This is a genomic window from Amycolatopsis sp. cmx-4-61 (assembly GCF_046548775.1).
In the GTDB taxonomy this organism is placed as follows: Bacteria; Actinomycetota; Actinomycetes; order Mycobacteriales; family Pseudonocardiaceae; genus Amycolatopsis.
Map to the genome: position 1 here is coordinate 1,470,439 of NZ_JAEBEI010000001.1, position 17,714 is coordinate 1,488,152.

The 17,714-nt window shown below is 72.6% G+C and carries 17 protein-coding genes; 10 read left to right on the forward strand and 7 right to left on the reverse strand.

Annotation, left to right across the window (positions count from 1 at the left end; all coding sequences use genetic code 11):
- Positions 1-16 precede the first annotated feature (16 nt).
- The 3 genes from ACLJOU_RS07260 (at position 17) to ACLJOU_RS07270 (ending at position 4,158) form a co-directional block, all read left to right on the forward strand.
- The gene (locus ACLJOU_RS07260; protein ID WP_410564778.1) at positions 17-1,213 is read left to right on the forward strand and encodes an ABC transporter permease; all 1,197 of its coding nucleotides are present in this window, start codon (positions 17-19) and stop codon (positions 1,211-1,213) included.
- 141 nt (positions 1,214-1,354) lie between these two features.
- Positions 1,355-2,875 (forward strand): amidohydrolase family protein, encoded by a 1,521-nt coding sequence (locus ACLJOU_RS07265; protein WP_410564320.1) that lies wholly within the window; start codon positions 1,355-1,357, stop codon positions 2,873-2,875.
- Between the two features lie 47 nt (positions 2,876-2,922).
- Complete coding sequence (locus ACLJOU_RS07270; protein ID WP_410564322.1) at positions 2,923-4,158, forward strand: glycosyltransferase 87 family protein; 1,236 nt, start codon at positions 2,923-2,925, stop codon at positions 4,156-4,158.
- Here the strand turns inward: ACLJOU_RS07270 and serC are convergent.
- Positions 4,151-5,275, reverse strand: a complete 1,125-nt coding sequence (gene serC, locus ACLJOU_RS07275; RefSeq protein WP_410564324.1) for a phosphoserine transaminase — start codon at positions 5,273-5,275, stop codon at positions 4,151-4,153. The two genes, ACLJOU_RS07270 and serC, sit on opposite strands and share 8 nt — an antisense overlap.
- 68 nt (positions 5,276-5,343) lie before the next feature.
- On the opposite strand from serC, the gene ACLJOU_RS07280 reads away from it, so the two are divergent.
- Positions 5,344-6,228 carry a hypothetical protein gene (locus ACLJOU_RS07280; protein ID WP_410564325.1) on the forward strand — a complete coding sequence of 295 codons (885 nt, stop codon included), beginning with the start codon at positions 5,344-5,346 and terminating at the stop codon, positions 6,226-6,228.
- 92 nt (positions 6,229-6,320) lie between these two features.
- Positions 6,321-6,638: a hypothetical protein gene (locus tag ACLJOU_RS07285; RefSeq protein ID WP_410564326.1), complete on the forward strand. Its 318-nt coding sequence runs from the start codon at positions 6,321-6,323 to the stop codon at positions 6,636-6,638.
- A 40-nt stretch (positions 6,639-6,678) separates the two neighbouring features.
- Here the strand turns inward: ACLJOU_RS07285 and ACLJOU_RS07290 are convergent, their stop codons facing one another.
- From ACLJOU_RS07290 to ACLJOU_RS07310, 5 genes are all read right to left on the reverse strand, one after another.
- Entirely contained in the window at positions 6,679-8,019 is a 1,341-nt protein-coding gene (locus ACLJOU_RS07290) for a serine hydrolase domain-containing protein (protein WP_410564327.1), read from the reverse strand.
- Positions 8,020-8,210: 191 nt separating this feature from the next.
- Positions 8,211-8,831, reverse strand: a complete 621-nt coding sequence (locus ACLJOU_RS07295) for a response regulator (RefSeq protein WP_410564329.1) — start codon at positions 8,829-8,831, stop codon at positions 8,211-8,213.
- Positions 8,828-9,985 (reverse strand): sensor histidine kinase, encoded by a 1,158-nt coding sequence (locus tag ACLJOU_RS07300; protein ID WP_410564330.1) that lies wholly within the window; start codon positions 9,983-9,985, stop codon positions 8,828-8,830. Before ACLJOU_RS07300 ends, ACLJOU_RS07295 begins: the two co-directional genes overlap by 4 nt.
- Positions 9,982-10,848: an ABC transporter permease gene (locus tag ACLJOU_RS07305; RefSeq protein WP_410564332.1), complete on the reverse strand. Its 867-nt coding sequence runs from the start codon at positions 10,846-10,848 to the stop codon at positions 9,982-9,984. The genes ACLJOU_RS07300 and ACLJOU_RS07305 overlap by 4 nt, the downstream gene beginning before the upstream one ends.
- Positions 10,845-11,681, reverse strand: a complete 837-nt coding sequence (locus ACLJOU_RS07310) for an ABC transporter ATP-binding protein (RefSeq protein WP_410564334.1) — start codon at positions 11,679-11,681, stop codon at positions 10,845-10,847. Before ACLJOU_RS07310 ends, ACLJOU_RS07305 begins: the two co-directional genes overlap by 4 nt.
- 216 nt (positions 11,682-11,897) lie before the next feature.
- On the opposite strand from ACLJOU_RS07310, the gene ACLJOU_RS07315 reads away from it, so the two are divergent.
- Together ACLJOU_RS07315 and ACLJOU_RS07320 are read left to right on the forward strand one after the other, a co-directional pair.
- On the forward strand, positions 11,898-13,295 hold the full coding sequence (locus ACLJOU_RS07315; RefSeq protein ID WP_410564779.1) for an SDR family oxidoreductase: 1,398 nt from the start codon (positions 11,898-11,900) through the stop codon (positions 13,293-13,295).
- A gap of 23 nt (positions 13,296-13,318) precedes the next feature.
- Complete coding sequence (locus ACLJOU_RS07320) at positions 13,319-13,921, forward strand: TetR/AcrR family transcriptional regulator (protein ID WP_410564781.1); 603 nt, start codon at positions 13,319-13,321, stop codon at positions 13,919-13,921.
- Between the two features lie 7 nt (positions 13,922-13,928).
- On the opposite strand, the gene ACLJOU_RS07325 is transcribed toward ACLJOU_RS07320, so the two are convergent.
- Positions 13,929-15,077 carry a citrate synthase 2 gene (locus ACLJOU_RS07325; RefSeq protein WP_410564335.1) on the reverse strand — a complete coding sequence of 383 codons (1,149 nt, stop codon included), beginning with the start codon at positions 15,075-15,077 and terminating at the stop codon, positions 13,929-13,931.
- A 289-nt stretch (positions 15,078-15,366) separates the two neighbouring features.
- Here ACLJOU_RS07325 and ACLJOU_RS07330 point away from each other — a divergent pair, with 289 nt between their 5' ends.
- Genes ACLJOU_RS07330 through ACLJOU_RS07340 form a run of 3 tightly spaced genes read left to right on the forward strand, consistent with a single transcriptional unit; the run spans position 15,367 to position 17,701 of the window.
- Entirely contained in the window at positions 15,367-15,669 is a 303-nt protein-coding gene (locus ACLJOU_RS07330) for an urease subunit gamma (protein WP_020641633.1), read from the forward strand.
- Positions 15,670-15,680: 11 nt separating this feature from the next.
- Positions 15,681-15,986: an urease subunit beta gene (locus tag ACLJOU_RS07335; protein ID WP_410564336.1), complete on the forward strand. Its 306-nt coding sequence runs from the start codon at positions 15,681-15,683 to the stop codon at positions 15,984-15,986.
- Positions 15,986-17,701 carry an urease subunit alpha gene (locus tag ACLJOU_RS07340; protein WP_410564337.1) on the forward strand — a complete coding sequence of 572 codons (1,716 nt, stop codon included), beginning with the start codon at positions 15,986-15,988 and terminating at the stop codon, positions 17,699-17,701. Before ACLJOU_RS07335 ends, ACLJOU_RS07340 begins: the two co-directional genes overlap by 1 nt.
- Positions 17,702-17,714: the final 13 nt, after the last annotated feature.

Genomic DNA, 17,714 nt, shown 5'->3' on the forward strand with positions numbered 1-17,714 from the left:
GCTCGGCGCGCACGGCATGCGCACGCGACCGGTGCGGGCGGTGCTCTCGGCGCTGGGCATCGCGATCGGCGTCGCCGCGATGGTGGCGGTGCTGGCGATCCCGGCGTCGGGCGCGCAGGCCCTGCACGACCGGCTGGCCGCGCTCGGCCCCAACCTGCTCACCGCCGGGCCGGGGCAGACCCTGTTCGGCGCCAACGCGACGCTGCCGGACGACGCCGTCGCGATGGCCAAGCGGATCGGCCCGGTGCGGGCGGCCGCGGGTACCGGGACGACGTCGGCGAGCGTCCGCCGCAGCGACAAGATCGCCCCGGACGACACGTCCGGGCTGGCGGTGTACGCGGCGCGGCCGGACCTGCTCGCCGTGCTGGGCGGCAAGGTGCGGGCCGGCGCGTTCCTCGCCGCGGGCAACCAGGACTACCCGGTGGCGGTGCTCGGGTCACAGGCGGCGGCCCGCTTGGGCATCGACCACTGTGACATCGGGGGCTTCGCCCCCGGCCGGGGGCTCCGCCACCCGGAACCCCCGAAATGCATCGGTGACCCCGCCCGGCCCCCGCAAGTGCTCATCGGGACCCAGTGGTTCACCGTCGTCGGCATCCTCGCGCCGATGCCGCTCGCGCCGGAGGTCGAGCGTTCGGCGCTGGTCGGCTGGGACGTCGCCAAGCGGCTCCTCGGGTTCGACGGCCATCCGTCCACTGTGTACGTGCGCGCCGAGGAGTCCCAAGTGGACGGTGTGCGGTCGGTGCTGGCCGCGACGCTGAACCCGCAGGCGCCGAACGAGGTCCAGGTGCGCCGTCCGTCGGACGCCCTCGCGGCGCAGAAGCTGACGGACACGACCTACAGCGCGTTGTTCCTCGGCCTCGGCGGGGTCGCACTCCTGGTCGGCGGGGTCGGGGTGGCGAACACGATGGTGATTTCGGTGCTGGAACGGCGGCGTGAGATCGGCCTGCGCCGGGCGCTCGGGGCGACGAAACGGCAGATCCGGGGCCAGTTCCTGGCCGAGTCGGTGCTGTTGTCCGGGCTCGGCGGGCTGGCGGGGGTGCTCGCCGGCGTCCTGGTGACGGCGGGCTACGCGCTCAGCCAGGGCTGGCCCGCGGTCCTGCCGGTGGGGACGCTGGCGGGCGGCGTGGGGGTCGCGGCGCTGGTGGGTGCGGTGGCGGGGGCGTATCCGGCGGTCCGGGCGGCCCGCCTGGCCCCCACCCAGGCCCTCGCCTGAGGAGTTCGCGCGCGTGAGGATGCACTGCTGCCGGGTGGGGAGTTGCTCCTCACCCGGCAGTCAGCACGTTCGAAGATTCCCCACCGCCTCCGCCCGGGTGTTGGATGACCGCAAGGGAGCCGATCGAAGGGCGGAGCGGCTGTGCGAGTCGAGGCGAACCGGCGTGAATTCCTGCGGTGGCTCACGACAGCGGGCGCGGGGCTCGCCGCCGCCGGGGTGGCCCCCGCCCTCTTCGCCCAGGAGGCCGCGGCGGCCGGCAGTGACGTCGTCGTCGTGACCGGGGCGACCGTGGTCGACGGGACCGACGGCCCGGCCCGGCCGGGCTCGGCCGTCGTGCTCGTCGGGGACCGGATCGCCTGGGTGGGACCCGCCGCCGAGCTGCCGCGCTGCGCGGGTGCGCGGGTCGTCGACGGCCGTGGCCGGTTCCTCGTGCCCGGCCTCTGGGACATGCACGCCCACGGCATCGACTACGAAGACATCTGGCCGCCGCTGTTCCTCGCCAACGGCGTCACCGGCATCCGCGAAATGCAGGGTTACGAAGAAAACCGCGTCACCCGCGACAAGATCGCCCGCGGCGAGCTGCTCGGTCCGCGGGTGGTGCTGGCCAGCACCATCCTCGACGGTCCGGTGTCGCTGCTCGGGCCGTCGACCACCAGGGTCGGCACCGTCGCGGAGGCACGGGCCGCGGTCCGGACCGCCATCGCCCAGCGCTCGGACTTCGTGAAGGTGTACTTCTACCTGCCGCGGGACGTGTTCGCCGCGATCGCCGACGAATGCCGCCGCCACCGCCTGCCGTTCGCCGGGCACTGGCCCTACCGGATCCGCCAGCTCGACGCCGCCCGGGCCGGGCAGCGCAGCTTCGAGCACTCCTTCGGGCTGCCGATCGCCACCTCGCGGTACCGGGACGAGTTCCTCGGCCGGCTCGACGCGGAGCCGTTCGACCCGAAGGCCCCGCGCGACTTCTTCAACCTGGCCCGCGAGCTCGACCGGCAGGCCGCGCAGGCCTACGACCCGGCCGCGGCCGCCCGCCACTTCGCCGGTCTCACCGCCCACGGCAGCTGGCTCAGCCCGACCTTCGCGGTCAACCGCGTCATCTCCAAGCCGGCCGGCGCGTTCGCGCACGACCCGCGGAACAAGTACGTCCCGCGGGAGGTCCTCGACCTGTGGGCCGACCGGCTGCCGCTGCTCGCGCCGGCCACGCCCGAGCAGGCCGCCCAGCAAGACGTCTACTTCGAGGCCCAGCTGCGGCTCGCCGGGGAAGCGCACCGCGCCGGAGTCGGGCTCCTCGGCGGGACCGACTGCCTGAACCCGTACGTCTACCCGGGGTTCAGCCTGCACGACGAGCTCGACTTCCTGGTCGCGGCCGGGCTCGGCCCGCGGAAGGCGCTGCAGACGGTGACCCGGGACGCGGCCGCGTTCCTCGGCCGGGCGGACGCCGGGACCATCGCCCCCGGCAAGGCCGCCGACCTGGTGCTGCTCGACGCCGACCCGCTCGCCGACATCCGCGCGGTCCGGCGGATCGACACGGTCGTCACCGCCGGCCGGGTGCTCGACCGGGCCGCGCTCGACAAGCTGCTCGCCGCCGCCGAAGCCGCCGCGAACCGGCGCGCCGGGGCGGCGAACGCCAGGTCAGTGCGGTTGCCGGTGCACGGCTGCTGCTGAGCGCCCGGTAATCTCGGCCGGTCGAAGACCTGGTTCGAGGGGGACGCGTGGCGCTGGCGGGGTGGTCCGGGCGGAAGCTCGCGGGAGCGCTGGTCGTCCTCGAGGTCGCCGCCGTCGTCCTGGTCCTCGTGCTGAAGCGCTTCGACGGCCTCGACCTCGAGGTCTACCTGGGCGGCGCGAAGGCGCTGGCCGAGCAGGGCTCGCCGTACGACGCCTGGGTGCCGACCACGCACCACATCCTGCTGCCCTTCACCTACACGCCGTTCGCCGCCGCGATGTTCCTGCCCGGGACGTTGCTGCCCTTCGCGGTGACGATGAAGCTGCTCAGCATCGCGTCGATCCTCGCGACCGGCGTCGTCGCCTACCTCTACGTCGCGACGCTCAACGGCTCGCTCACCGACGCCACGAAGGTCCGCGGCCGGGCGGTGGCCGCGCTGGTCGCCATCGGCGCCCAGCTCGCCGGGGCCCTGCTCGAGCCGGTGCGCTCGACGCTCGGCTTCGGCCAGATCAACGCGCTGCTCATGGTGCTGGTGGTGCTCGACGTCCTGCTGCCTGGCGAGCGGAAGCGGACGAAGGGCCTGCTCATCGGCGTGGCGGCGGCGATCAAGCTGACGCCGGCCGTCTTCGTCGTGTACTTCCTGTTCCGCCGCGACTTCCGGTCGGCCGCGCGGGTGGTCGCCGGGTTCGTCGTCGCGGGGGCGCTGCTGTGGCTGCTCCGGCCGTCGGCGTCCTTCACGTACTGGACGAAGCTCGTCTTCGACGCGGGCCGCATCGGCGGCGTCGACTACGTCGGCAACCAGTCGCTGCACGGCCTGGTCACCCGGGCGGCGCTGCCGGAGATCGGGTGGGTGCTGGCCGCGCTCGTCGTGATGGCCGTGGTCGCGGTGGTCATCGTGCGCGCCGCCGAGCCGGTGCTCGGGCTCACCGCGTGTGCGCTCGGCGGGCTGCTGGTCTCGCCGATCTCGTGGACCCACCACTGGACGTGGTGCGTGCCGGTCCTCGTCCTCGCCGGGTGGTACGCGTGGCGCTGCGACCGGGCGGTCCGCTGGGTGGCGGCCGCGGTCGTCGTCGCGGGACTGGCGTTGTTCATCGCCGGCCCGATGTGGTTCGCCCCGCGCCCGGCGCCGTCCCTCGGCTGGTGGCTGGCGACGGAGTCCTACGAGCTGTTCGGGCTGCTCCTGCTGGCCCTGGCCGCGTTCGGCGCCCGCCGCCTGACCACGAAGAAGGGGGCCTCCGCCACCGAAGCGGCGAAGGCCCCCGCCAAGGAGCCCCAGGTCAGCTGAGCCGCTCGACCACGTACTCGACGGCCTGCGTCAGCTTGGTGACGTCGTCCGGGTCGATGGCCGGGAACAGGCCGACGCGCAGCTGGTTGCGGCCCAGCTTGCGGTACGGCTCGGTGTCGACGATCCCGTTGGCGCGCAGCACCTTCGCCACCGCGGCGGCGTCGACGTCGTCGGCGAAGTCCACCGTGCCGACGACCTGCGAGCGCAGCTCCGGGTCCTTCACGAACGGCGTGGTGTAGCTCGCCTTCTCGGCCCACTCGTACAGCCGCGACGAGGAGTCCTTCGTGCGCGAGGTCGTCCAGGCGAGGCCGCCCTGGCCGTTCATCCACTCGATCTGCTCGGCGAGCAGGAACAGCGTGGCCACGGCCGGGGTGTTGTACGTCTGGTCCTTGCGGGAGTTGTCCAGCGCGGTGGTCAGCGACAGGAACTCGGGGATCCAGCGGTCGCCGCCGCCGATCTCGCCGATCCGCTCGACCGCGGCCGGGGAGGCCAGCGCGATCCACAGGCCGCCGTCCGCGGCGAACGACTTCTGCGGCGCGAAGTAGTAGACGTCGAAGTCCTCGGCCTTGACCGGGAGGCCGCCGGCGCCGGAGGTGGCGTCGATCGCGACCAGGGCGCCTTCGCTGCCCTCGGGGCGGCGGACCGGCACGGCCACGCCGGTGGACGTCTCGTTGTGGGCCCAGCCGACCAGGTCGGCGCCGGCTTCGTAGGCGATGTCCGGGGCGCTGCCCGGCTCGGCCTTGACGACGATCGGGTCGGCCAGGAACGGCGCGCCCTTGGTCACGGTGGCGAACTTCGAGGAGAACTCGCCGTAGGTGAAGTGCTGCGCGCGCTCGCGGACCAGGCCGAAGGCGGCCGCGTCCCAGAACGCCGTGGTGCCGCCGTTGCCGAGGATCACCTCGTAGCCCTCGGGCAGGGAGAACAGCTCGGACAGACCCGCACGGACGCGCCCGACGAGGGACTTGACCGGCTTCTGCCGGTGCGACGTGCCGAGGTAGGTGGAGCCGGACTCCGCCAGCGCACTCAGCTGCTCGGCGCGGACCTTCGACGGGCCGCAGCCGAAGCGGCCGTCGGCCGGCTTGAGGTCGGCGGGGATGGTCAACTCAGCGTCGGTCATGTGGCCAGTCTCTCAGGTCGGGACGAGGCAGCTAACGCAGGTGGTGCGGGTTCCGACATGTGGAACCGATGAAACCTCGTTGGTACTTCTTCGCGTGGTTCGCCGTGGTGGCCGCGGCGCACCTCGCGGTCCAGGGCTGGACGGACACGACCGCGATCGGGTTGCCGGTCGGGTTAGCCGTGACGCTCGTGCTGGTTTTCGTCCGCCCCCTGCCGTGGTGGGCGACCGGCGAGGCCCGCACCGGCGCGCCGCGCCGCCGCCCGAAGGTGGCCGTCTTCGCGGTGCTGTGGCTGCTGGTGGCCGCCGCGATCCTCGACGGGCTCGTCGAGCACCCGCCGCACGGCGCCGACGTCGTGTACGCCGGGGTGTTCGTCGCCCTCTTCCTCGGCGGGTCGGTGTACGGCCTGGCCAAGCTGCTGCCGAAGCGGCCGGTGACGCGGCGGACCGTCCTGCGGCGACGGCTCGTGTTCGCCACCGCGTCGGTGTGGGCGGTCGGCGTCTTCGCGCTCGCGGCCGAGGTCGCGGCCGTCGTCGTGACCGGTGGCTGGCTGCCGTGGTTCCTGCCGGTGCCCGGCGTGGTCGCCGTGGTGGCGCTCGCGCTGTGGCGCTCGGACCTCCTCTTCGCGGCCCGGCCCCTGGCGAGCGGCACCTGGACACCGGTCACGGCCGCGGCCTTCGACGTGCGGGCGGACGAGCCGGTCGACGGCTGGGCCGTGCTGCCCGGGGACGTGCGGATCAAGTTCCACCTGCCCGCGGTGCCCGCCGACATCGCCGCCGAGCTGCGGGACCGGCGCCGGCTCTGGCTCGCCGGCTGGCCTTCCCCGGGGTTGATCGTCGGCCTGCCGGACGGTGACAGCTACGCCATCGGGCTCATCGGCGAACACCGCCGTGGCGGTACTGCGCCGACCTTTGCCGGTCCCGCCGGCAGCCACGGCGGAACAAGGCGCCGGTAAGCGGGCCGGCTCCGGATCGCGTCCGCCTGCCCTCGGCCGGACCGGCAAAAATACGGTTACCGACCCGGTCGGCCACCGGTAGCCTCCCGGCCGTGACGACTGTGCAGCAAAGGTTCCCCGTACCGCCGCAAGTGCTCTGGAACGCGCTCCCGGCCGGGGTCGCGGCGATCGGCGGGCAGCAGCCGGTGTACGACGGGCCCCGCGCGTTCGCCACCTGCCGCACCGGGATGTCGCTCCTGAGCTGGGGCCAGCACGTGAACGTGACCGTGTCGCACGCCGACGGCGGCTCGGCCCTCACGATCATGACGGTGCTCAAGCTCGGCGTCTGGGACTGGGGCGAGGGCAAGCGCATCGCCAACCGGTTCGCCGCCGCCGTCGCGTACGCGGCGGGCACGGCCGCCCTGAACTGAGGGTCCCGCTCGCCACCCTGGGGGTGCGAGCGGGGCCCGGTCAGCGCCAGTCTTCGACGCCGCCCGGCACCGGCGCGGCCGGGTCGTACGGCGTGCGGGTGAAGACGAACGTCGCCAGGTCGAGGTGGGTGGCGACGCCGTCGGCGTTCCGGCCCACCCGGAGCGTCTCGCCGGCGTAGTAGCCGTCGAGGCCGACGTAGGTGTCCTCGCCGGTGGCGCGGAAGCGCGAGCTGCGCCCGGCGCTCTCGACCGGCGCGAGCTGCAGCAGCCCGTCGCCCTGGATGCGCAGGTGGTACGGCGTCGGCCCCCAGTGCCAGAGCCCGGTCAGCGCGAGCAGCCCGGAGCCGACCGGCGACGGCAGCCACTCGGCGGGCAGCCGCGGCTCCAGCTCGTCGGTCATCGTGACGAGGTCGAGGCAGAGCTGCGTGATGCCGACGCCGGACGTCGAGTTGGTGAACACGAGCGCGCCGGTCTGCGCGGCCGGGTCGACCAGCGTCACGGCGAGGAACCCGGGCATCGAACCGGTGTGCCCGGCGAACCGGCGGCCCTGGTAGCGCACGAGCATCAGGCCGAGCCCGAACCCGGTCGTCCAGACGTCGGTGTCGTCGACGGTGACCATGGTCCGCATCTCGGCGACGGTCTCCGGCGCGAGCACACCACCGGTGTCGCCGCCGAGGAACGCCGTCCAGCGGCCGAGGTCCTGCGCGGTCGACCACAGCTGCCCGGCGGGGGCCATCGCCCCGGCGTCCGGGCTGGGCTCGGGGAGCAGGACGTCGGCGAAGGGGTGCACGGCGAAGCCTTCGGCGTGCGCGCCGGCCGGGTGCGGGGTCGTGCGGGTCATCCCGAGCGGGCCGAGGACCTCTTCGTCGAGCACGGAAAGCCAGCCCTTGCCGCGGTGGCGGGAGAGCAGCTCGCCGAGGACGCCGTAGCCGACGTTCGAGTAGTGGAACCGCGCGCCCGGCCGGTGCTTGGTCGCGCCTTCGGCGAGGCTGCCGACGAGGGTGTCCCAGTCGGCGCCGGGGGTGCGCTCCCACCACAGGCCCGGCGACTCGGACGTCAGGCCGGAGGTGTGGGACAGCAGCTGGGCGACGGTGGCGGCCCCGAACGGCGTGCCGGGGACGTGCTTCTCGAGCGGGTCGTTGAGGTCGAGGACGCCTTCGTCGCGCAGCCGCATGACGGCGGTGGCGACGAGGGTCTTGGTGATCGAGCCGAGCCGGTACTGGGTGTCGGTGCCCGGGGTCTCGCCGCCGACGCGTCCCCGGCCACCGGACCAGACGATCCCCCCGTCCCGCACGACGGCGGCGACCAGCGACGGAGCCCGGCAGACGGCCTGCTCGTGGGCGATCCGGCGGAGCAGGGCGAGTTCGGTCGAGGCAAGCATGGGGGCATTCTGCCGCGCCCAGCCGGCCCAAGCAGGTCCTGGCCCGTGCAGGAGAGGTCGACACGCGTGATTGGAGGGTCGACACGCGTGATTGGAGGGTCGACACGGCGGATGCCCGGGGTGTGGCCGTGTCGGCTGCCCAATCACGCGTGTCGGCTGCCCAATCACGCGTGTCGACCCTTCCGACACGGTCAGCCGAGCAGGTTGCGGGCCATTGCTGTCGTCACCGCGGCGGTGCGGTCCGAGACGCCGAGCTTGCCGAAGACCCGCAGCAGGTGGGTCTTCACCGTCGCTTCGCTGATGTGCAGTGCGCGGCCGATGTCCGCGTTCGTGCCGCCCTTCGCGACCAGCCGGAGCACTTCCACCTCGCGGGCCGACAGTCCTTGCGGCTCCGGGTTGCGGACCCGGTTGACCAGCTTCCCGGCCACCGACGGCGCCAGCACCGTCTCCCCGCGGGCCGCCGCGCGGATCGCGTTCGCCAGCTCCGCGCGGGACGCGTCCTTCAGCAAGTACCCCGACGCGCCGGCCTCGACCGCGCGCAGGATGTCCGCGTCCGTCTCGTACGTCGTCAGCACCACGATCCGGCGCCCGGGCCGCTCGCGCAGGATCCGCTTGGTCGCGCCGACGCCGTCGAGACCGGGCATCCGCAGGTCCATCAGCACGACGTCGGGGAGCGCGACCCGGTCGAGCGCGACCGCCTCGTCGCCGGACCCGGCTTCGCCGACCACCGTCAGGTCCGGTTCCGCTTCGAGCATGCCGCGGAGGCCTTCGCGGACGACCGGGTGGTCGTCGACGAGCATGACGCGGATCAAGCCGGCACCTCCAGGGTGAGTTCGGTGCCGCTCGGGCCACTCCGGACGCTCAGTCTGCCACCGACCTGCTCGGCCCGGGACCGCATGCCGCGCAACCCGAACCCGGTGGCGCGATCCGGGGCGAAGCCGGTGCCGTCGTCGCGCACCGACAGCCGCACCGCACCGTCCACAGCGGACAGCCGCACCGAGACGGCCGACGCGGCCGCGTGCCGCCGCACGTTGTTCAGCGCCTCCTGCGCGCCGCGCAGCAGGACGACTTCCCCGGCCATGCCGAGCGCGGGCAGCGGACCGTCCACTTCGTACCGGACCACCACGTCGGACGAATCGGCCAGCCGGTCGGCCTGCCGCCGGACGGCGTCCACCAGCGAGCCGGTGGCGAGGTCCGCCGGGGCCAGCGCGGCCACCATCGCGCGGGCCTCCGTGAGGTTGTCGCGCGCGGTGCGGGCGGCCAGTTCCGCGTGCCGCCGCGCCGCGGCGGGATCGGTGTCCAGTTCGGACTCGATGGCCTGGGCGAGGGTGACGATGCTGGTGAACCCCTGCGCGAGCGTGTCGTGGATTTCGCGGGCGAGCCGTTCGCGCTCGGCCGCGGTGCCCGCCTCCCGGGAGAGCCGGGCGACTTCCGCCTGGCTCGCTTCGAGCTGCGTGATCAGGCCCGCCCGCGCCCGGCTCTCCTCGACGACGTGCAGGATGAACTTCCCGGACAGCACGCCGAAGACGACGAGGATCGCGGTCATCGGCAGCAGGATGTGCAGGGCCGGCCCGCGCAGGCCCTCGTTGGCGATCGACGACGTGGGGCTCAGCAGGATCGCCACGGTGGTCAGCACCGCGGCCGGCCGGAACTCCAGCGTCGAGAACACGAGCGGGCAGACCATGAACAGGATGAAACTCGAGGTCGTGTTGGCGAACATCGCCACCGCGACCAGCGCCAGCACGACGAGGGAGAGGGCCCACCGCGCCCGCACGTGCCCGTCGTCGCGGACGATCCGGCGGCCCCACAACAGGTAGGTCAGCGCCAGCCCGGTCAGCGCCCCGACCGCGACCGCCGTGCGCACCGGGTTCTTTTCGTCCAGCACCACCAGCAGCGTCGTGGCCAGGTACGCCACCGCGAAGAGGATTTCCCAGAGCCAGTTGAACCGGTCCCAGGCGTCGGTCACTTCGCGTCGGTCCACCGGAAGGTCAGCCGCGCCAGCACCGCGCCCACCACGCACCAGATCGCCAGCACCAGCGCCACCCGCGGAAGCTCCCATGACCCGGCCATCTCCATCCTCACGGCGCCGTCCGGCAGGAAGACCGACCGGAAACCCTGGCAGATCCACTTCAGCGGGAAGAACGACGCGATGTCCACCATAACTTTCGGCAGGTTCGTGATCGGGGAGACGAACACGCCGGAGATGAACTGCAGCACCAGGTACAGCATCTGCACGATGGCGACGGCGCCGTTGGTGGACTTCGCGAGCGAGCTGACCGCGATCCCGAGCAGGGTGCACGAGACGATGCCGAGCGCGAACACCCACAGCAGCGTCAGCCACTTCGCCGGGGCGGACGGCAGCCGCAGCCCGAACAGCAGCACGGCGACCGTGGCCATCAGCACGGTCTGGGCCAGGCTGGACACCGCGACCAGCGCCATCTTGCCGACGAAGTACGACGCCGGCGACATCGGCGTACCGCGCAGGCGCTTGAGGGCCCCGGTTTCGCGGTCGGCCGAGACGCCGGTCGCGATGCTGTTGAACGACGTCGAGACGATGCCGGAGCCGATCATCCCGGCCGCCAGCAGCTGGCCGGACGTGACGCCGTCGAGCCGGGTCGGACCGTCCAGGATGGACCCGAGCAGGATCATCAGCACCGCGGGCAGGGAGAAGGTGAAGACCACCTGTTCCCGGCTGCGGAAGAACTGCCGCAGCTCGGTGCCGCCGCGAGCCAGCCCGAGCGCCAGCGGGCCGGGCAGCGTCGCGGTTGCTCTTCGGGGGTTCCGGGTGGCGGAGCCGGCCTGGGGCGAAGCCCCGGATGGCGCAGTCATGCCTTGTCTCCGATCAGGTCGAGGTAGATGTCTTCCAGGCTCGGCCTGGTCACGGTCAGCCCGGCGAGCTCTCCACCCCCAGCGGAGAGCTCGGTGACGAGCTTGGTCGGGTACGCCGTGCGCTCGACGTGCTCGCCGCGTTCGTCGACCCAGCGCACGGTGGCCTCGGCGGCCGCCCGGCCGCCCAGGTTCTGCGGGGTGCCCTGGGCGACGATCTCGCCGCGCGCGATCACCGCGACCCGGCCGGCGAGCGCTTCGGCCTCGTCGAGGTAGTGGGTGGTCAGCAGGATGGTGGTGCCCTCGGCGGCGAGGTCGCTGATCAGCGTCCAGAACTGCCGCCGCGCCTCGGGGTCGAAGCCGGTGGTCGGCTCGTCGAGGAAGAGCAGTTCGGGCCGCCCGATGACGCCGAGCGCGACGTCGACGCGGCGGCGCTGCCCGCCGGAGAGCGCCTTGATGCGCGTCCCGGCCTTCTCGGTGAGCCCGACCTTCTCAATCACTTCGTCGGGGTCGCGGGGATCGGGGTAGTACTTCGCGAAGTGCCGGACGGTCTCGGCGACGCTCAGCTCGGCGGCGTCGGTCGCCGTCTGCAGGACGATGCCCAGGCGCGCCCGCCACGCGCGGCCGGCCCTGCCGGGGTCCTCGCCGAGGACACTGACCTCGCCGTCCGTCCGCGGCCGGTGCCCTTCGAGGATCTCGACGGTCGTGGTCTTCCCGGCGCCGTTCGGGCCGAGCAGGGCGAAGACCTCGCCCTGTTCGATCTCCAGATCGAGCCCGGCCACCGCGAGGTGACCCGGGTACTGCTTGCGCAGGCCGCGCACGCTCACTGCTGTCATGGCCCCAGCCTGGCGGCTCGAGGCGCCGGAACCGACCAACAGGCGGCTGAATCCGGCTGTCCACCGTTCGGTGGACACGAGGTGCCTTGGTTCCACGGGAAACCACGAAAACGCTGTCATGCCAGCAAAAATCCGAACATCCACGCTCGCGGAACCGCCGCGCGGGTGAACCATTGTTGACAACTTGTCTAACATGACAGAATGTCTCACAAGTGGGTGACCGCCAGCGACGGTGTCCGTCTCTCCGTCACCATCGACGGCCGGAGCGACGGGCCCACGGTCGTGCTCGTGCACGGCTACCCGGACAACAGCTCGATGTGGGGCGGGGTAGCCGCGTCGCTCGAGGTGAAACACCGGGTCGTCACCTACGACGTCCGCGGAGCAGGACAGTCGGACAAGCCGCCGGGACGCGCGTCCTACCGGCTGGACCAGCTGGCCGACGACCTGCGGGCGGTCGTCGACGCCGTGCAGCCCACCGGCCGGGTGCACCTGGTCGCCCACGACTGGGGCTCGATCCAGACCTGGCACGCCGTCACCGGCGACGGCCTGCGCGGGCGGATCGCCTCCTACACATCCCTCTCCGGCCCGAGCCTCGACCACGCCGGCGCGTGGTTCCGCGCCCAGCTGCGGCGTCCGACGCCGAAGCGGCTCAAGAACGCGCTGAGCCAGTTCCTGCACTCGTGGTACATCCTCGCGTTCCAGGTGCCGCTGATCCCGGACCTGCTGTGGCGCACCGGTTTGCTGGGCAAGCAGATCCAGCGGATGGAACCGGACGCGGCGCCGCCGGAGAAGTCCGACGGGCTGCACGGCCTCCAGCTCTACCGGGCCAACATGTTCACCCGGCTTTCGCGGCCCGCGCCGCGGCCCGCCGGCATCCCGGTGCAGGTGCTCGCCCCGACCGGCGACGCCTACGTCACGACGCCGCTGCAGACCGAGGTCGCCCGCTGGGTGCCCGACCTGCGGATCCGGCGGATCGTCGGCACGCACTGGGTGACCAGGGCGCGGCCGGAGGTGGTGGCCGCCGCGGCCGCCGAGCTGATCGACTACGCCGAGACCGGCGCCGAAAGCCGCGCGCTGCGCCGGACCCGGGTCGGCGCCGGGCCGTTCGAACACAGGCTCGTCGTCGTCACCGAAGCGGGCAGCGGGATCGGCCGCGCCACCGCGCTCGCCTTCGCCGAGCAGGGTGCCGACGTCATCGTCACCGACACCGACGCGTCCAGCGCCGCGAAAACGCTGGAACTGCTGGGAGATCACGGCCTTGCCGAGTACACAGTGGACCCCGCGGACGGCGAGGCCGTGCACCGCTTCGCCGACCGGGTCCGCGCCGAGCACGGCGTCCCGGACATCGTGGTCAACAACGCGGGCATCGAGCCGCCCGGCTCGAACCTCGACACAACCTTCACGGCTTGTGAGCGCGTGGTCCACAGCTGCCGGGCGTTCGTGCCGATGCTCGTCGCGCGGGCCGAGGGCGGCCGGATCGTCAACCTCGGTTCGGCGGCGGTGCGGATGCTGAGCGCCGGCCTGCGGGCCGAGCTGGCTGCGCACCACATCGGTGTCACGGCGGTGGGCCGGGGCGGCGCGCGAGATGTCCTGCGTGCCGCGGAAACCCCGTGACCACCGGCCGCCGGCCGCGGCGGATGTCGCCGCAGGCCCGCCGCGACGACCTGATCCGCGCCGCGCTCGACCTGTTCGGGTCGCGGGCACCGGAGCTGGTCACCGTGGACGACATCGTCGGGCGCGCCGAGGTGTCGCGGCCGTTGTTCTACCGGTACTTCGCCAACCTGCGGGAGCTGCAGGTCGAGGCGCTGCGCACGGTCACCGACGGGCTGATCGACGGGCTGGCCGGGCTCGAGGAGGGCCCGCCGGAGGTGCGGCTGCGCGCGGCCGTCCGCGGCCTGATCGACGTCGCCGACCACTATCGCGCGGGGTACATCGCCCTGCTGCGCAGCGGGTCGGTGATCGCGACGTCCGAAACGGACGCGGCGATCGACGAGGTCCGCAACCGCGCGGTGGCCCTCATCGTGGACGCCCTCGGCGTCACCGAGCCCTCACCGCTGCTGTCGTTGACCCTGCGCTGCTGGACGGCGGTGGTCGAAGGCGCCCTGCTGAGCTGGCTGCAGGAACGCACGGTGCCACGCGAGTCCCTGGACGGCTGGCTGGTCGACCAGCTCACGGCCATGCTCGGCGCCACCGCCCAGCACGAACCGGCCGGTACCACGGGGGTAACGGCCGGTTCGTGAGAAGGCGTCAGTGCTTGGTGACGAGCTCCCAGCCCTCGACGTCCTCGGGGCTGCGCGGGGCCGGGCCGACGTACTTGGCCGACGGCCGCACCAGGCGTCCGGTCCGCTTCTGCTCCAGGATGTGCGCGGCCCAGCCGGCGGTGCGGGCCGAGCTGAACATCGCGGGCATCATGTGCGGCGGAACCTGCGCGAAGTCCAGGATGACCGCGGCCCAGAACTCGACGTTGGTCTCGATCGGGTGGTCCGGACGCCGCTCGCGCAGCTCCTTCAGCGCGGCCTGTTCCAGCGAGGCGGCCGCCTCGTAGCGGGTCGCGCCGAGCTCCTGGCAGGTCCGGCGCAGCACGCGCGCCCGCGGGTCCTCGGCGCGGTAGACGCGGTGGCCGAAGCCCATCAGGCGTTCCTTGCGGTCGAGGATGCCCTTGACCAGGCCTTCGGGGTCGCCGGTGCGTTCGACCTCTTCGATCATCGGCAGCACGCGTGCCGGCGCGCCGCCGTGCAGCGGGCCCGACATGGCGCCGATGGCACCCGACATGGCCGCCGCGACGTCCGCGCCGGTGGAGGCGATGACGCGGGCGGTGAAGGTCGAGGCGTTGAGGCCGTGCTCGGCGGCCGACGCCCAGTAGGCGTCCAGGGCCTTGACGTGCGCGGGGTCCGGCTCGCCGCGCCAGCGGACGAGGAACCGCTCGGTGATCGAGTGGGCCTCGTCGACGCGGGCCTGCGGCACCGCGGGCTGGCCGATGCCGCGCGCCGACTGGGCCACGTAGGACAGCGCCATCACGGACGCGCGGGCCAGCTGCTCGCGGGCTTCTTCGTCGGTGATGTCGAGCAGCGGGCGGTAGCCCCAGATCGGGGCGAGCATGGCCAGCGCGGCCTGGACGTCCACCCGGACGTCACCGGTGTGCACCGGCAGCGGGAAGGGCTCGGCGGGCGGGAGTCCGTGCCCGAACCGGCCGTCCACGAGGAGGCCCCACACGTCACCGAAGGTCACCTTGCCGGCGAGGTCCTCGATGTCGACGCCGCGGTAGCGCAGGGCACCGCCGTCCCGGTCGGGTTCGGCGATTTCGGTGTGGAAGGCGACGACGCCCTCCAGGCCCGGTCGGAAGCCGTCGTCGGGTTGGCCGGACGGCTGAGGCTTGCTGATCGTGGAGGTAGTCACTGTTTCGCGGAACCTTTCGGTGCGCTTTTCCCCGGCTGGTTGTTGCTGGTCGCGCGGTTGGGACAGAGCGCACTGAACGCGCGCCACATCGCACGGATGGATAGACCTTGCTCTCTTGACCGGCCACTGGCAATCGAAAGAAGTGGTGGTTTCGGTCACGATTACGAGAACGATTCAGTCACACGTCCGGCCTGACCGGAGAATTTTCACCACTCAGTGTGACGAGGCGCAGGTAAATCCTGTGTTTCCGATCCCGGCGCCCCCGGGTTTCGGGTGATAGACCTAGCGGATGCACCTCAGCCCGCAGGAGCGCGACAAGCTGCTCATCCACGTGGCGGCCGACGTCGCGCGGAAGCGGCTGGACCGCGGCGTCCGGCTCAACTACCCGGAAGCGGTCGCGCTGATCACCGACCACGTCCTCGAGGGCGCCCGCGACGGCCGCACGGTCAGCGAGCTGGTGGCGAGCGGCCGGACCGTGCTCTCCCGGGCGCAGGTGCTCGACGGCGTCCCCGAAATGGTGGACTCCGTGCAGGTCGAGGCCACTTTCCCGGACGGCACCAAGCTGGTGACCGTGCACGACCCGATCGTGTGAGGAGCCGCGGCATGCGCCCTGGCGAGATCATCCCCGGCGACGAGCCGGTCGAGCTGAACCCCGGCCGCGCCCGCGTCCGGCTGCTGGTGCGCAACCTCGGCGACCGGCCGGTCCAGGTCGGCTCGCACTACCACTTCGCCGCGGTCAACCCCGGCCTCGAGTTCGACCGGGACGCCGCCCGCGGCCACCGGCTCGACGTGCCGGCCGGGACGTCGGTCCGGTTCGAGCCGGGGGTCGAACGCGAGGTCGACCTGGTCCCGCTGGCCGGCGCGCGGCGCGTCCCGGGCCTGCGGTCCGGATTCGCGGGGGACTTCTGATGCCGCAGATCGACCGCGAGCGCTACGCCGAGCTGTTCGGCCCGACCACCGGCGACCGGATCCGGCTCGCCGACACCGACCTGCTGATCGAGGTCACCGAGGACCGCTCGATGGGGCCCGGCGGCTCCGGCGACGAGGTGCTCTTCGGCGGCGGCAAGGTGATCCGCGAGTCCATGGGCCAGGGGATGGCGACCCGCGCCGAGGGCGCCCCCGACCTGGTCATCACCGGTGCGGTGATCCTCGACCACTGGGGTGTCGTGAAGGCCGACGTCGGCGTGCGCGACGGCCGGATCGTCGGCATCGGCAAAGCGGGCAACCCGGACACGATGGACGGCGTGGACCCGGCCCTGGTGATCGGGCCGTCCACCGAGGTGCTTTCCGGCAACGGCAAGATCCTCACCGCGGGCGGCATCGACTGCCACGTCCACTTCATCTGCCCGCAGCTCGTCGACACGGCGCTGGCGGCCGGACTGACCACTTTGGTCGGTGGCGGCACCGGGCCCAACGAGGGCACGAAGGCCACCACCGTCACGCCCGGTGCGTGGAACCTGGGCCGGATGCTGTCCGCCATGGACGGTTATCCGGTGAACGTCCTGCTGCTGGGCAAGGGGAACACCGTCCGGCACGAGGCCCTGCGCGAGCAGCTCGCCGCGGGCGCGGGCGGGTTCAAGCTCCACGAGGACTGGGGCACCACGCCGGCCGCCATCGACGCCTGCTTGACGGTCGCCGACGAGGCCGGGGTCCAGGTGGCCATCCACACGGACACGCTGAACGAGGCCGGCTTCCTGGAATCCACTGTGGACGCCATCGGCGGCCGCTCGATCAACGCCTACCACACCGAAGGCGCCGGCGGCGGGCACGCGCCGGACATCATCCAGGTCGTCTCGCTGCCGAACGTGCTGCCGTCGTCGACCAACCCGACGCGGCCGCACACGGCCAACACCCTCGACGAGCACCTCGACATGCTGGTGGTCTGCCACCACCTCAACCCCTCGGTGCCCGAGGACCTCGCCTTCGCCGAGAGCCGGATCCGGCCGACGACGATCGCCGCCGAGGACGTGCTGCACGACATGGGCGCGATCTCGATGATGAGCTCCGATTCGCAGGCGATGGGCCGGATCGGCGAGGTGATCATCCGGACCTGGCAGACCGCGCACGTGATGAAACGCCGCCGCGGCGCCCTGCCCGGCGACGGCGCGGCCGACAACCTGCGCGCGCGTCGCTATGTCGCCAAATACACGATCAACCCGGCCATCGCGCACGGCATGGAGACCGAAATCGGCTCGGTCGAGGTCGGCAAGCTCGCGGACCTCGTGTTGTGGGAGCCGAAGTTCTTCGGCGTCCGCCCGCACGTGGTCCTCAAGGGCGGCTTCCCGGCGTGGGCGGCGATGGGCGACGCGAACGCGTCCATCCCGACGCCGCAGCCGGTGCTGGCCCGGCCGATGTTCGGCGCGTCGATCGGGGCCGCGCTGAGCCTGCACTTCGTCGCTCCGTCCGCTTTGGACAGTGGGCTGCGCGAGACGTTCGGCATCACGCGCCCGCTGGTCGCCGTGTCGAACATGCGCGCGCGGACCAAGGCGGACATGGTGCTCAACGACACCACGCCGGACGTCCGCGTCGAGCCGGACAGCTTCGCGGTGCACGTCGACGGCGAGCTGATCGAGCCGCAGCCGGTGACGGAACTGCCGATGGCCCAACGGTACTTCCTGTTCTGATGGAGCCTGTTCC